The sequence below is a fragment of the Rhodococcus ruitaii genome, assembly GCF_055230935.1.
In genome coordinates, this window is record NZ_JBUYWC010000024.1 from 20,607 (window position 1) to 34,219 (window position 13,613).

18 protein-coding genes are annotated in these 13,613 nt (G+C 65.4%); 9 read left to right on the forward strand and 9 right to left on the reverse strand.

The annotated features are described in order from the left end of the window. Nucleotides 1–35: 35 nt before the first annotated feature. From ACZI8W_RS24570 to ACZI8W_RS24580, 3 genes are all read left to right on the forward strand, one after another. Nucleotides 36–2,174, forward strand: coding sequence for a beta-glucosidase family protein (locus ACZI8W_RS24570; RefSeq protein WP_463371145.1), 2,139 nt, complete (start codon nucleotides 36–38; stop codon nucleotides 2,172–2,174). Between the two features lie 93 nt (nucleotides 2,175–2,267). Then, nucleotides 2,268–2,528: a ribbon-helix-helix domain-containing protein gene (locus tag ACZI8W_RS24575; RefSeq protein WP_463371146.1), complete on the forward strand. Its 261-nt coding sequence runs from the start codon at nucleotides 2,268–2,270 to the stop codon at nucleotides 2,526–2,528. Next, nucleotides 2,525–2,764, forward strand: coding sequence for a toxin (locus ACZI8W_RS24580; RefSeq protein WP_463371147.1), 240 nt, complete (start codon nucleotides 2,525–2,527; stop codon nucleotides 2,762–2,764). Before ACZI8W_RS24575 ends, ACZI8W_RS24580 begins: the two co-directional genes overlap by 4 nt. 188 nt (nucleotides 2,765–2,952) lie before the next feature. On the opposite strand, the gene ACZI8W_RS24585 is transcribed toward ACZI8W_RS24580, so the two are convergent. Beyond that, a complete protein-coding gene (locus tag ACZI8W_RS24585) occupies nucleotides 2,953–3,324 on the reverse strand; it encodes a type II toxin-antitoxin system VapC family toxin (RefSeq protein ID WP_463371149.1) in 372 nt (123 codons plus the stop codon). 255 nt (nucleotides 3,325–3,579) lie between these two features. Here ACZI8W_RS24585 and ACZI8W_RS24590 point away from each other — a divergent pair, with 255 nt between their 5' ends. The 3 genes from ACZI8W_RS24590 to ACZI8W_RS24600 all read left to right on the forward strand — a co-directional run bounded on the left by ACZI8W_RS24590 (nucleotide 3,580) and on the right by ACZI8W_RS24600 (nucleotide 5,535). Then, a complete protein-coding gene (locus ACZI8W_RS24590) occupies nucleotides 3,580–4,065 on the forward strand; it encodes a hypothetical protein (RefSeq protein WP_463371150.1) in 486 nt (161 codons plus the stop codon). Nucleotides 4,066–4,191: 126 nt separating this feature from the next. Further along, nucleotides 4,192–4,422, forward strand: coding sequence for an XRE family transcriptional regulator (locus tag ACZI8W_RS24595; RefSeq protein ID WP_463371151.1), 231 nt, complete (start codon nucleotides 4,192–4,194; stop codon nucleotides 4,420–4,422). Nucleotides 4,423–4,512: 90 nt separating this feature from the next. Then, complete coding sequence (locus ACZI8W_RS24600; protein WP_463371152.1) at nucleotides 4,513–5,535, forward strand: IS1096 element passenger TnpR family protein; 1,023 nt, start codon at nucleotides 4,513–4,515, stop codon at nucleotides 5,533–5,535. Between the two features lie 74 nt (nucleotides 5,536–5,609). On the opposite strand, the gene ACZI8W_RS24605 is transcribed toward ACZI8W_RS24600, so the two are convergent. The 4 genes from ACZI8W_RS24605 to ACZI8W_RS24620 are packed head-to-tail and all read right to left on the reverse strand — an operon-like array spanning nucleotide 5,610 to nucleotide 7,913. Next, a complete protein-coding gene (locus tag ACZI8W_RS24605; protein ID WP_463371153.1) occupies nucleotides 5,610–6,215 on the reverse strand; it encodes a GNAT family N-acetyltransferase in 606 nt (201 codons plus the stop codon). A 39-nt stretch (nucleotides 6,216–6,254) separates the two neighbouring features. Further along, nucleotides 6,255–6,659: a DUF302 domain-containing protein gene (locus ACZI8W_RS24610; RefSeq protein WP_463371154.1), complete on the reverse strand. Its 405-nt coding sequence runs from the start codon at nucleotides 6,657–6,659 to the stop codon at nucleotides 6,255–6,257. A gap of 45 nt (nucleotides 6,660–6,704) precedes the next feature. After that, on the reverse strand, nucleotides 6,705–6,974 hold the full coding sequence (locus ACZI8W_RS24615) for a metal-sensitive transcriptional regulator (protein ID WP_463371155.1): 270 nt from the start codon (nucleotides 6,972–6,974) through the stop codon (nucleotides 6,705–6,707). Between the two features lie 60 nt (nucleotides 6,975–7,034). After that, on the reverse strand, nucleotides 7,035–7,913 hold the full coding sequence (locus tag ACZI8W_RS24620) for a sulfite exporter TauE/SafE family protein (protein ID WP_463371156.1): 879 nt from the start codon (nucleotides 7,911–7,913) through the stop codon (nucleotides 7,035–7,037). Between the two features lie 205 nt (nucleotides 7,914–8,118). Between ACZI8W_RS24620 and ACZI8W_RS24625 the strand changes: the two genes are divergently transcribed. After that, entirely contained in the window at nucleotides 8,119–9,498 is a 1,380-nt protein-coding gene (locus ACZI8W_RS24625) for an MBL fold metallo-hydrolase (RefSeq protein ID WP_463371157.1), read from the forward strand. A 28-nt stretch (nucleotides 9,499–9,526) separates the two neighbouring features. Next, nucleotides 9,527–9,709 (forward strand): hypothetical protein, encoded by a 183-nt coding sequence (locus ACZI8W_RS24630; protein ID WP_463371158.1) that lies wholly within the window; start codon nucleotides 9,527–9,529, stop codon nucleotides 9,707–9,709. Nucleotides 9,710–9,791: 82 nt separating this feature from the next. On the opposite strand, the gene ACZI8W_RS24635 is transcribed toward ACZI8W_RS24630, so the two are convergent. Together ACZI8W_RS24635 and ACZI8W_RS24640 are read right to left on the reverse strand one after the other, a co-directional pair. Further along, nucleotides 9,792–10,562 (reverse strand): class I SAM-dependent methyltransferase, encoded by a 771-nt coding sequence (locus ACZI8W_RS24635; protein ID WP_463371159.1) that lies wholly within the window; start codon nucleotides 10,560–10,562, stop codon nucleotides 9,792–9,794. A 100-nt stretch (nucleotides 10,563–10,662) separates the two neighbouring features. Next, complete coding sequence (locus ACZI8W_RS24640; RefSeq protein WP_463371160.1) at nucleotides 10,663–11,856, reverse strand: winged helix DNA-binding domain-containing protein; 1,194 nt, start codon at nucleotides 11,854–11,856, stop codon at nucleotides 10,663–10,665. A gap of 200 nt (nucleotides 11,857–12,056) precedes the next feature. On the opposite strand from ACZI8W_RS24640, the gene ACZI8W_RS24645 reads away from it, so the two are divergent. Beyond that, nucleotides 12,057–12,686, forward strand: coding sequence for a hypothetical protein (locus ACZI8W_RS24645; protein ID WP_463371161.1), 630 nt, complete (start codon nucleotides 12,057–12,059; stop codon nucleotides 12,684–12,686). A 21-nt stretch (nucleotides 12,687–12,707) separates the two neighbouring features. On the opposite strand, the gene ACZI8W_RS24650 is transcribed toward ACZI8W_RS24645, so the two are convergent. Together ACZI8W_RS24650 and ACZI8W_RS24655 are read right to left on the reverse strand one after the other, a co-directional pair. Further along, entirely contained in the window at nucleotides 12,708–12,914 is a 207-nt protein-coding gene (locus ACZI8W_RS24650) for an acyclic terpene utilization AtuA family protein (protein ID WP_463371162.1), read from the reverse strand. A gap of 64 nt (nucleotides 12,915–12,978) precedes the next feature. After that, entirely contained in the window at nucleotides 12,979–13,584 is a 606-nt protein-coding gene (locus ACZI8W_RS24655) for a GNAT family N-acetyltransferase (protein WP_463371163.1), read from the reverse strand. Nucleotides 13,585–13,613: the final 29 nt, after the last annotated feature.

Consider the following 13,613-nt stretch of genomic DNA (forward strand, 5'->3'; position numbering starts at 1 on the left):
CGAGTATGAGGAGGGCCGGGCAGGAGGAGGACAGCGTGACTGACACCGCGTTCCCGTGGCAGGGGGCTGAACTCTCGCCCCGCGAGCAGGCCGAGAGACTCGTGCAGGCCATGACGTTGGAACAGAAGATCGCGCAACTGCACGGCGCGATGGAGACGATCGACATCTACGGCCTGGTGGCGAAGCTCGCGGAATCCCCGGATGACGCGGAGCGGCTCGCGTCGCAAGTGCAGGTGCATCGGCACGTCGCTGCGATCGAGGAGTTGGGTATCCCACGATTCAGGGTGACCAATGGGCCGGTGGGTGTCGGCATGGGCGACGGCACGCCGAGTCCGCCAGCCACGTCCCTGCCGATGGCCATCGGCGTGGCCGCGGGGTTCGATCCGGAGCTGGCGCGAACGTACGGCGACATCATCGGTTCGGAAGCCGCGACACTCGGCCAGCACGTGCTGGAAGGACCGGGCGTGTGCCTGCACCGCACCACCATCGCCGGACGCAACTTCGAGTACTTCTCCGAGGACCCGTATCTGTCCGGGCTGATGGGCGTGGCCGTGACGAAAGCGATCCAGGCGCACGGCGTGATCGCGATGGTCAAGCACTTCGTGCTGAACGATCAGGAAGTAGAACGGTTCCGCACCAGCGTCGAGGTGGACGAGCACGTGCTGCGGGAGTTGTATCTGTTGCCCTTCGAGATGGTCGTGAAGGACGGCGAGATCGCCGCGGTGATGAGCGCGTACAACCGGATTCGCGGTGTGTACGCCACCGAGTACCGGCACACGCTCACCGACATCCTGCGCACCGAGTGGGGATTCGACGGCTACGTGCAGTCGGATTTCTGGTCGGCCCGCTCGGCGGCGCCGTCGTTGAATGCGGGGCTGGATCTCGAGATGCCCGACGCGAAATGGCTGAACAAGACCACCGTCGAGGCGGCGCTGACCGACACCAGCCTGGAGATCGAGACCGTCGATCGCGCCCTGGTCCGCCGGTACACGCAGATGTTCCGGTTCGGCCAGTTCGACCGGCCCTACGCACCCGGCGAGATCGACGCGCCCGGCCACGGGGAGATCGCCCGCAGGATCGGGGCACAGATGGCGGTGCTGCTGAAGAACGACGACAACCTCCTGCCGCTGGACCCGCAGGTCGGCTCAATCGTCGTCATCGGGCAGTCGACGTTCGTCGACGAGGCGTGCCTGGGCGGGGGTGGATCGTCGAAGGTGATCCCGCTCTACACCGTCGCGCCGGTCGCGGGGATGCAGGATGTGCTCGCCGACCTCGGTTCGTCGGCCGAGGTCACGAAAGTGACGGTTGCCGATGATCTTTCGAACCTCGGCGACGCCCGCCGCGCAGCCGCGGATGCCGACGCGGTGGTCGTGATGGCGGGTCTCGTCACCACCGAAGGTATGGACCAGTCCGATCCCCACTTGCCGCACGAGCAGAACCGGATGCTGAGCGAACTCCTCGGCATCAATGCGCGCACGATCGTCGTCCTGAAAGACAGCAACCCGGTGCTGATGCCCTGGATCGACCGGGCACCGAGTGTGCTGGAGGTGTGGAATCAGGGCACCGAAGACGGGCACGTCGTCGCCGACCTGCTCTTCGGGGTGGTGAACCCGTCCGGAAAGGTACCGACCTGCTATCCGCGATCAGCCGACGACACCCTCTACGCCGGTCGGCCGGAGCGCTACCCGGGCACCGACGAGGGTTCCGGCTATCCCGTGATCCGCTACTCCGAGGGGCTCGAAGTCGGATACCGGTGGTTCCAGGGGCAGGACATCGAGCCGTTGTTCGGGTTCGGATTCGGCCTGTCCTACACCACATTCGACCTCTCCCGCGTCATGCTCGACGCACCCGACGGGGTGCACGACCCCGTCGTCGTGGCGGCGACGCTCACCAACACCGGAGCCGTCGCGGGTGCCGAAGTGGTGCAGGTCTATCTCGGCGTCCCGTCCCCCGAGCAACCACCCAAGCGGCTGGTCGGCTTCAAGAAGGTGTTCCTTCGGCCCGGGGAATCACAGAAGGTCACGATCACGATCGACCCGGCGGCCACGCACCATCCGTTCGCCGTCTGGGACCACGCGGCCCGCAGCTTCCGGGCGGTGCGGGGCGAGTACACGGTGTACGTCGGCACATCCGCATTCGACACACCGTTCGCGGTCACGATCGAGAAGAGGTGAACTGAGCACTGGTGTCCGTCAGACGATTGTCGTGCCTTTGACGCCCTTGAGACGGACCCCCATGTGCACAATTTTCGTATTACACTATTCGATATGGACGGCGAGACGATCAACGGAACCCCCGTCACCGACGAGATGATCGAGACGTGGGCGGACGAAGCCGAAACCGGATACGCCGTCGAGAAGCTACGCAAGCGAGGTCGCCCCACCGTCGGAACCGGCCCCGGAGCCGTAGTGCCGGTCCGAATGGACGCCGCCCTGCTCGAGGCGCTGAACGCCCGCGCCGAACAAGAGCATGTGTCCAGGTCGGAAGCGATTCGGCAAGCAGTCCGCGCCTGGACCCAGGTCGCGTGAAGGCGCACAAATCTGCCCTCAAACACGGAATCACCGAATCCGACGGCATCTACGCGGCACAGCACCACAGCTATGCCGCAGACCTCGACGACGGCAATCCCGCACGCCAGTTCCGGCTCGGCTTCGACCCGAGCGGCCGGCTCCTGGAACTGGTTGTCCTACGGTTCGACAGCGGACACGAACTTCTCATCCATGCGATGAAAGCCCGGCCGCAGTACTTCGATCTCCTCCCGTGACCGACGAAACGCAATCGCACTCTGCGTTGTCGTCCACCACTGGTGGCCTCGACCTGGAGATGAACGATGAGTGACGGTGTGATCATCGTCTACCCGGCCGGCAACGGCGCGCAGATCCAGCTGCGCGAATCCAGCGGCGCGGTGCAGCATTCGCATGGGTCCCGGAATCCGCTATCCACAGATCAGGGTCAGAGGGTGTCGACATCCAGCAGGTGTTCGATGCCACGAAGATCGTCCGCGTTGCGGGTGACGAGTCGAGCGTTGTTCGCGTGCGCGGTGGCGGCGATCATCAGATCAAGAGCTCGGGGCTGAGGTTTGCGGCCGTACGCTCTCACGGCTGCGGCCAGCTGGCCGTAGCTTCGGGCGACACCCGCATCGACGGGCAGGGGCTCGAACTTGCGTTCCACAGCAATCAGACGCTGCAACCGCTGAGCTCGCTGCTGCGCAGTGGTCGCGACCAGGAGCCCGAAGTGCAGTTCCGCCAGGCTCACGGCACTGATCGCGACCTCCCCGTCAATGGGCGGGACATCGTTCGCGATCAGAATGCTCGTATCGAGCACCGTCCTCACTGCGAAGCCCAGGGGTTCCGCGATCGGGTCGTCGATCAGGCTGCGGTCGGCCTCCCACGTCGGATCGGTATCCGTCCGAAAGACATCGGCGATCTCGTCGAAGGCACACCACGTCTTCCGCCCGGCCGGGCCGAGGATTGCACAGTCACTGAATCAAGCACCTACCGAGTCCTATCTGCTTCCGTGGTTGCAGGCATCCGACCACGGCATCCCGTGCCCCCTGCCGCGCACGACACCGTCGGTTGCATGCGCGCCATCGTCAACACGAACCTCACGATTGCCGCGACCGCAGTTTCCGGAACAACCACAGCGCCACTGAGTCCGGAAATCTGGGGTTTCTGTGTGGCGGTCGATATTCCAACCCCTGCTCGAATCGCTCCGGACCACGCGACTTTCGCCAGGCTCACACTGGCATCACCTGCGCCACCTTCATCGCACGTCGATAAACTCGTCGATCGACTCGACGACTCCGTCAACGAGTACTGGGTGTTCGATGAAGGGACGCCCGACGCTGCGCGACGTTTCGGCACGGCCCTTCATGAAGTCGCGCACGCCGACACGATCGCCGTTTCGATCGCCGAGTGCGTGCTTGTTCCTGCCCTCGCAACCAGCCTGCGTGGCGCCGACTTCGACGATGCAGTCGATTCAGTAACGAAGTGGTCCGGCGCCGACAGTTCACAGGGCCGACACATCCGACGACTCGCCCACCGACTCCAGCGCACGTTCACATGATCCCCGGAGCACCTCGCATCGACATACTGTCGTCCACATCAGCGGCAGCCCACATCTGCTCGGCGCTGGCACTACCGCCGAACACATCCGGTCAACCAGCACAACGTCGACGTGCACAAAGCTCGGATGCTCGACCGGGTGCGCGCCTATCGGCTGCAAGAACTGCGAGAATCCCTCGCGCTGCCCCAGGACCAGGTGGCCGAGCGGCTCGGCGTCCGGCAGAACCGGGTCTCGGACATCGAACGTGGCGACCTGGCTCATATACAACTCGACACCCTGCGCCGGTACGTCGAGGCGGTCGGAGGGCCACTGCGGATCGAAGTCGAACTCGACGACGACCGCATCCAGGTCGTCTGACCGGCCGCTCCGCCGTCGAACTCGAGGTCGCGAGGTAGCCGCGCACCCGAGTTCCCCACTCCGTCACGACTCCATGACATCCTCGGATACATGGCACGAACATGGCTCTCGATCACGGTCGAACTGCTCGGCGGGCGTGGTGAGGAACTGTGGCCCCCGCCCGGCCGCGTCTTCGCTGTCGGGCCGTCCCACACCTTCACACACCTCGCGGACGCCATCAACGACGCCTTCGCCCGGTGGGATCGCTCCCACCTCTCGATGTTCACGCTGGCAGACGGACAAATGATCACCGACGCGGAGACGGGCGCCGACATGGCCGGGATGGCGGTCGGCCCGATCCTCTCACCCCGCGACATCGACTCGACCAAGGTTGCCCGCACCGTGCAGCCCGGAGCGGAGTTCCAGTTCACCTTCGACCTCGGCGACGACTGGACGCACCGGTGCGTGGTCGAGACGACGAAGATCGATCCGGTGGAGGTGTTGGGCATCCGGCCGAAAATGCCTCTGCCGTATTGGGGTTGGGGCGGCATCCCGGATCAGTACGGTCGCCGGTGGGCCGACGACGACGGCGGAAGCAGGGTACCGCCCAGGCCGAGCGAACCGCATCCGATGCTGGTGCACGAATGGCCAGCCCCGAACGAGTCGCCGGCGCTCGAACTGTCCGAGGTTGGTGCAGCGATCGCCACCGGAGATGCCGATCGCTTCCTGGCTGCGATACGCGAACGCGACGTCGACCACGCGCTACAGCAGGTGGGGGCTGGAATACCGATGGCACTCGAGCACCGACGGTCGAGCAGCGAACCGGTGGCCGTATCGATCGTCGGCGCGGACGCCGCCGTCGATGTGGAGCTGGAACCGGATCGCTGGCTTCGATTCGAGAACATCGGCTCACGGGACGGCTGGAATGACATGGTCGCGTTCGCCGGTCGGCAGCGTGACACCGCGCTGCGCGAGCGGTTGGAGCGTGCAGCCGAGGGTACGGGCGGTTTCCGCCGATTCCGGGATCTCATCGACTCGGAGGGGCTCACCACGAACTGGACGACGTTCAGCACCGACCGAAAATTCGGACGTTCCCGGGCGTTCCTTGCCGACAACGGTATCCGCGTGGGCTGAATCCCGCCGGGTCGAGTGTGCAGTTTTCGACCGCCCAAGCCCTAGTTTTCGACAATTTCTGCACACTCGATCCCTCACCGCGGCGTACGCCACATGGACCAGAGAGTGGGGCCGCCGCCGGGGATGACGATCTCGCCGGTAACCACGAAGCCGAAACGCTCGTAGTAGCCGATGTTCGATTCCTTGCTGGATTCGAGATAGGCGGGAGCATCCTCGGCATCGCAGCGCGCGAGCCGTGACTTCAGCAACGCCGTTCCCTGACCCGACCCCCGCGCGGCAGGGGCGGTACCGATCGCCGACAAGTACCAGTGCGGCTCCTCAGGGTGGGCCGCTTCGAGTGCGTCGTCGACGCTTTTCCCGACCCTGACATTGCGACCGAGTGCACCGACGATCGCCGGCACCATCCGCAGTGTGGTCCAAGTCGACGCCCGCCACTTCCCGGGTGGTGCCCACATCGCAGCACCACCCATGCGGCCGTCGACCGCGCTGATCTCCGTGGCCCCGAGCGGCACCATCTGGTGGCGTGCCTCGGCTGCGAAGAGACGAGACGCGGCACGGAGACGCACCCGCTCGTCGCGGAGCATCCACGCGAACAACGGGTCGTCGAAGAAGGCGTCGGCGAGCACGGTGGCGATGTCGGAGATGTCGGCGCGAGTGGCGGTCGAGACGGTGACGGTCACCAGTCGAGCGTACGGCCATCACACCGATTCGCCACCGCGCTACTGGTCTGTCGACAACGAATCGATCGCTGCCTGCAGCGCAGCGGTCGCGGCGTCCGCGACTTCGCGAACTCCGGCCTCATCGACGAACTGCACCATCAACTGCGGATTCATAGCGTCGACGACGACGCTGTCCGGGTTGTCACGGTCTCGACGCACCACAACATTGCAGGGCAGGAGCAGACCGATCTGCGGATCTGCTGTGACGGCTCGGTGCGCAAGGGGTGGATTGCACGCACCGAGGATCGTGTAGTCCTCCATGTCGGCGTCGAGTTTCGTTTTCAGCGTTGCCTTCATATCGATCTCGGTGAGCACACCGAATCCCTGACCGGACAGCGCTTTCCGAGTCCGTTCCACCGCTTCGGCAAACGGTGCGCGCAGTGTGGTCGACAGTGCGAGTGCCATGGTGTCTCATCCTTTCGTCGGTGGTGCTGCGAGACCGTGACGCGATCAGGCCAGGGCCAAGAACAACTTCTCCAGTTCGGCCTCGGACATGGGCTCCTTGCCTTCGGCTTCGTCGCCGGTCAGGCATTCGCGCAGGCCGGTCGCCACAATCTTGAATCCGGCACGATCCAGCGCTTTGGACACGGCGGCGAGCTGGGTGACGACGTCCTTGCAGTCGCGACCCTGCTCGATCATCGAGATCACTCCGGCGAGTTGACCTTGCGCGCGGCGCAGCCGGTTGAGGACCAGTGCGATACTTTCTTCGTCTCCGACCATGAACCTTCCTTTCACGAGTAGTGACAGTGTACCCCCAGGGGTATCTGCTCCGAGCGTCCCTCAACCCACCGCCGCAGGAGCGTTCCGGAGGCGGGCCGATCGTCGGAACGGGCAACTCCCACTCCGAGCGCACATGTATGCGGCGCCAGCGGTAGCGACGGTAAGGGCCGCCGCAGTAATCCCGACGGCCGGATGAATCTCCTGAGCAAGGATCACCGACGACATCACCAGCACGAACCAACCGAAACCCTTGCGCAGAGTATCGGGATCCACCAGCGAGGTGAAACGCCCACCGATGAGGCTTCCCACCACAGCTGCACCCGTGACCATCGCAGCCAGACGCCAGTCGATCTGCACGGCCGACAGATATCCGCCCAGGCCTGCGAAGGACTTCATGGCGATCACGACAAGCGAGGTGCCGACCGCAATGGGCATGGGTAGCCCGCCGAGCAGCGCAAGGGCCGGTACCACCAGGAAGCCCCCACCGGCGCCGACGAGACCGGTCACCAGACCGACGAGCACACCGTCGAGCAGCACCTTGCCCACCGGCATGGAGTGCGCTCCGTCGGCATCGGCAGTCACGCTCCTGCGTCCGCGCAGCATAGCGACCGCTGTAGCGATCATCATCACAGCAAAAGCGAGCAGAAGCACCGTGCCCGGAATGAACCGCGAGAGCAGACCGCCGGCGTAAGCGCCGACCATTCCGGCAAGCCCGAACATGATGCCGGTGCGCCATTGCACACGGCCTGCCCGCGCGTGCGAGATCGCGGCGACGGCACTGGTCACACCGACGACGAGCAACGACGTGGCGATTGCTTCCTTGGCGTCCATACCGGCGACATAGGCGAGCAGCGGAACGGTGAGGATCGAGCCGCCCCCGCCGAGCAACCCGAGGGAGACGCCAACCAGGACCGCCAGCGCGACTGCCAGCGCGATCATGGTCGATCCTCCTGTGTTGCTCGAGCAACTGCCCGTGAGGGGAGTTTCGACTGTGCGGTGCAGGACATTGCAGTGAAGGCAGACATGAGGACCTCTCGAAGAATCGGCCTTGATACCCCAGGGGGTACTTGACATACCCTAGGGGGTATATGTCAATCTGTCTACAGTCCCCGGATTCCACCCCCGGCCCCCTCGGAGGAACCCCATGATTCTCGAGCAGTACTACATCGAGTGCCTGTCCCACGCCTCGTACCTGATCGCCGACGAGAGCACCGGTCGCGGCGTCGTCGTCGACCCGCGCCGCGACATCAGCGAATACCTGGTGGACGCAAAGAAATACGGACTCGACATCGAAGGCGTGATCAACACCCACTTCCACGCCGACTTCGTGTCCGGCCACCTCGAACTGGTCGACGCCACCGGCGCATGGATCGGATTCGGCGAGTCCGCGGAAACCGACTACCCGATCCGCCGCCTACGCGACGGCGAGAAACTCTCCCTCGGCCAGGTCGAACTCGAGATCATCGCCACCCCGGGCCACACCTGGGAGTCGATCTCGGTGCTGGTGCGCGAACACCCCGGAGCCACCCCCACCGCCGTACTCACCGGCGACTCGCTGTTCATCGGCGACGTCGGCCGCCCCGACCTGGTCAACCTCGGCGACGGTTCCACCACCGACCTGGCACGCGCGATGTACCACACCGTGCACGAGAAACTGCTCACGCTGCCCGATGAGGTCGTCGTTCTGCCGGCTCATGGCGCGGGATCGTCATGCGGAAAGAACCTGTCGACGCAACTCACCTCCACCATCGGCGAGCAGCGCAGGACCAACCCTTCGGTGCAGCCGATGAGCGAGGACGCCTTCGTCTCCCTGATCACCGACGGCCAGCCGGCCGCGCCCGCCTACTTCTCGGTCGACGCCGCCATGAACAAGCAGATCCACCCACTGCTCGCCCGGGACCGCTCCATCCCCGAGCTGACACCAGAGCAGGTGAAGCGCGCACTACTCACCGGCACCCGTGTGCTGGACGCACGCAGCGTCGACGACTTCGCCGCCGGTCATCTACGCAACTCCGTCAACGTCGGGTTCGACGGGCGCTTCGCCGAGACGGGCGGCATGGTCGCCGATGTCGGCGAGAAGATCGTGCTCGTCACCTACCCCGGCACGGAACAAGATGCCGCAATGCGCCTCGCACGCATCGGTTCCGACGGCGCAGCAGGCTATCTGAACGTCGATCACGACGGCACGTTCCCCACCGAACTTGCCGATCTGATCGAGACCGCACCGCGCACCACGGTGACGGAGCTCGACGAGTTGCTCGCCGCCGACGCCGTCACCGTCGTCGACATCCGCAACCCGGGCGAACGCAGCTCCGGAACCATTCCAGGTGCTATCCCGATTCCGTTGGCCCAGTTACGGATCCGGATCGACGAGGTGCCCACCGGAAAGCCGATCGTGGTGCACTGCGCGGGCGGGTGGCGCTCGAGTGTCGCGGCGTCGCTATTGCGGGCCCAAGGCTTCACCGACGTTTCGGACCTACTCGGTGGATACAACGCCTGGACAGAAGCTCACATCGTTGCCTGACCTTTCGACTACTCTCCTGGAGGTTCCCATGTGTTATCCCGTCACTTGTTCTCGCTGCAACAAGACCGGTTGGGGTGGTTGCGGACAGCATGTCGACGCTGTGATGCGGTCCGTCCCCGCCGCCGCCCGCTGCACGTGTGATCAAGGCACCGCAGCGTCGACGCAGCACGCGCGACTGAAGCTGCGCTCCCTGTTTCGCGGAAGCCGCTGACCTCGAGTGCGGATGTGTCGCGGCAGCAGGACCGCAGTCAGTAGAGCCAGCCATCGCGGCAGCGATGCAACGTAGGAGTTGTTCATGATCGTGAAGGCACCGTCCCTCGCGCATACCAGGCACGCGCATCGAGAGTGAACGACCCCGACGGAAGCGCTTCCCGGCAGAGCTGCCGGACGCGCCTCTTCTGCTCGTCGGGCATCGACAGCAGCGACTGCCCGGCGGGACCGACACCGAAGACGAACGGTGCCCAGAAGTCGTCGAAGTCGGTGTAGGACGCCTCGGCCATGATTGCCCCGTCGACCACGTCGATCAGGCCCGCGCGACGGAGACGATCGGCGATGTCGCCCTCCGATGTGCCGGCCATGGGAGCCTCGCCGACAGACGTGCGGTCGACTTGCCGCACCGCCGTCCAGTACACACGCAGCATGGTCATGCCCCCACCGGCGATGTCCCACATGCACGACGCCACCGTCCCGCCCGGCCGCGTCACGCGCGCCATCTCCCGTATTCCTCGATCGGGATCGGTCATGAAACCGATCACGAGGGACGACAGGGTGGTGTCGAACGTACCGTTTGACCACGGCAATGCCTCGGCCACGCCTTCGCGGACATCCGCTCCCGGGTTTCGTTCGTGGCACGCCGCCACGAACTGCGATGCCGGATCGATCGCAGAGACGTTCTCGGCACCGACTCGCGCTACGAGCTCCTGGGTGAGGCCACCAGGTCCGCAGCCCACGTCGCAGACACGCTGGCCGGGGCCGACACCGACGACCTCGGCGAGGGCTACCGCGAGCGACGGCGTGTAGCGTCCCATGAAGCGGTCGTAGTGACCGGCCGGACCGGCGAACATCATGAATCCATTGGGCTACTGCGACACGCAGGAGTCAAGGCTGGGCTCCTCTGATCGACGGCCGAGTGTGAGGGGACGAACGCCGCCACGCCGCACCGAATCAGGGTCGCGAGCGGACCGATAGTTCCTTTGCCAGCGGCGACGGAAATCGCGGAAGCACGCGAAGCCCGCCCAGCCATTCGTCGAGGCGGGTTGCCTCGTCGTGAAGGACTGCCACACCTTCTCGGCCGATGTCCTCGAGCAGGTGCAGACTGACCGCACCGGATTCGTCCTGCCACCAGGTGCCGACGATCCTCCCGTCCCACCACGCAGTGGGACCGGCATTGCCGGCGGTATCGAAGAGTTGCTGTTTGTAGAGCCCGAGGTACCAGTCGCGCTCGAACCACCCCATCGTGGTGGGATCGAGCGTCGGCAACAGCGCGCCCCACGGCTCGACCGGCTCCGGAAGATCGACGTCGTCGGGCATGAGATAGCCTGTTGCGCCGTCGATATCGACCTCGGCAACCTGTAGTTCGGCGAGCGCCGCGCGCACCGAAGTGAGGGTGGACCCGAGCCACCATTTGAGATCGCGTTCCGTTCCGGGACCGAACGCGCGTAGCCACAATTCGACGAGAGTGCGCAAACCTGTGTCGGCGTCGTGTACTTCGATTTCCGCGCCGAGCCAGGCCTTCGTGGTCGTCCAGGCCGGTCGTGAGACCCGCCATGCTCCTCTGTTGGATGCCCGCATCACTTTTCCGGAGGCCGACAGCACCGTCAGGACCCGAGGTGCGAACGGCACCTTGCCTCCCCACGACTTTCCGGTGCCATACTCCATCGAGGCGTCGAGCACCGGGATCTCATCGCGTAGCTCACTCGAGGTTGCTTCCCGACCGCCGGACAACGCAGCGAGGACCTCCTCACTCGCCTTGTCGAGCCACCGTTCGCCGTTCGGCGACACCCCCGCTTTCTCGACGTCCTGAATGAGGCGCCGGCGCTCTGCCCCGGCCACCCGATTGCTCGATCCGGCCTGCGCGAACGGCAAGACGTGCCGAGGGAAGACGAAGACGGTTCGCCGCATCCCCATGTGCTTGACCAGCGACCTGTCGGTGTAGAGGGCGCGGTCGAGATCGGGCGCGGTGAATTCGTGGACGCGGGCCCAGGCCGACAGGTAGACAGTCGCGGCGTCGGTGCCGTGCAGGCAGACCATACTCGTCGCGGCATCAACCGCATCGGACGCGCGATGCGCGGGATGCACGCGGTGCCTGACAGCCATTCGGGCCCGGCGTTCGGTTGCGTCGACTCTGCGCACAGCCATGGCGGTCATCGTAGATGCAGGGGCCGACACGGCGAGTCTGTGGACTTGCCGACCTGCCGCGCGGTGCCCGAGGACGTGCCTCGCGAGGTGGCAATGGCGCCCCACTCAGCGATGCCCATTGCCTTCAGCCCAGAGGAGGTGCAGTGTGAAATATGGAGTACGACCGGCGACGTCGCGTCGGCGCCGCCTGGAGGAGAAAGGTGCCGATCATGTTCGCACGTTCGACCACCATTCATGCACATCCGTCCTACATCGACGTCGGGATCCGGCATGTACGGGACACCGTGATGCCCGCGCTGACCGACATCGAGGGCTGCCTCGGAATGTCCCTGCTGATCGATCGCAGCTCCGGTCGGTGCATCGCGACCAGTTCGTGGCGGGACGAGGACTCACTACGCGCCAGCGAGAGACCGGTGCAGACATTGCGTAACGACGCAGCGGAGGTCTTTCACGGAACCACGGACGTCTCGCGGTGGGAGATCGCGGTCATGCACCGCGACCACCATTCCGCACGTGGTGCTTGCTCCCGCCTCACGTGGTTCAAAACCGAGCCGGCGCACATCGACCGCGGTATCGACGTGTGGAAAATGGCCGGGCTGCCCGCGATGGAGGTGCTCGACGGGTTCTGCAGCGCCGGACTCATGTTCGACCGCGCCTCGGGCCTCGCCGTGTCGTCTCTGACGTTCGACAGCGCCGAGGCGATGGAGCACAGCAGAGAACGCATCGACGGCATTCGGGACGCAGGGGTGCGCGAGGCGGGCGCTCAGCTGCTCGAGACCTGCGAGTTCGAACTCGCCATCGCGCACCTGCACGTCCCGGAGATGGCGTAGCGTCGAGCGAATTGCCGCGCGTCAGACAACGACCAGGTCGACCTCAGCGTCGCTGGCATCCGGCCGACGTTCGAGTACCTGATCGTTCTCGGCCCGTCGAACGACGCGCCGCAGAGAGGTGGCCAGGCCTGTGACGACGATGTCGGCGCCGGCATCGAGACACGCCGCGATACCGACACAGCCGAGGGATGCGTTGGATGCGGGGCGCCGACCCCTGTGTGCCCGCAACCTCCGTCATCGAGGTCATGAGTGGGCGGCAAGATGCCTGCTCGTTCTCGTCTGCGGTGCGCCCTCACGGCGGGGTGCGCCACATGGCCCACAAGGTCGGTCCACCATCGGGGATCACGATCTCCCGGGTGACCTCGAATCCGAATCTCTCGTAGTACGGGATGTTCGATTCTTTGCTGGACTCGAGGTATGCAGGCGCATGTTCGGTGTCGGCCCGGTCGAGTCCGGAAGTCATCAGTGCAGTGCCGTATCCGGCACCTCGCGCAGCCGACCCGGTTCCGATCGTCGACAGGTACCAGTGCGGCTCCGTGGGATGAACCGCCTCCACCGTCGCGTCCACCCGTTGCGCCACTCCCGCGTTCCTCCCGAGGGCGGTGAGGTATCCGGGCAGCAGCCGGAGCTGGGTCCAGGTGCCGGTGCGCCACTTCCCTGGCGGCGCCCACAGCGCCGCTCCCCCGATACGTCCGTCCGATTCAGCAACCTCGGAGGTACCGAGCGGCACCATCTGGTGGCGGGCGTCGGCGGCGAAGAAGCGTGTCTGCCGACGGACGCGGTGCCGCTCGTCGGGGAACATCCAGGTGAACACGGGGTCGTCGACGAAGGCGTCCGCCAGCACTGCTGCAAGCGCCGGAACGTCCTTGCTGGTGGCGCGTCTTACCGTGACGGTCATGTCCCGTAGCCTACGGCGGCAAGGGTCCA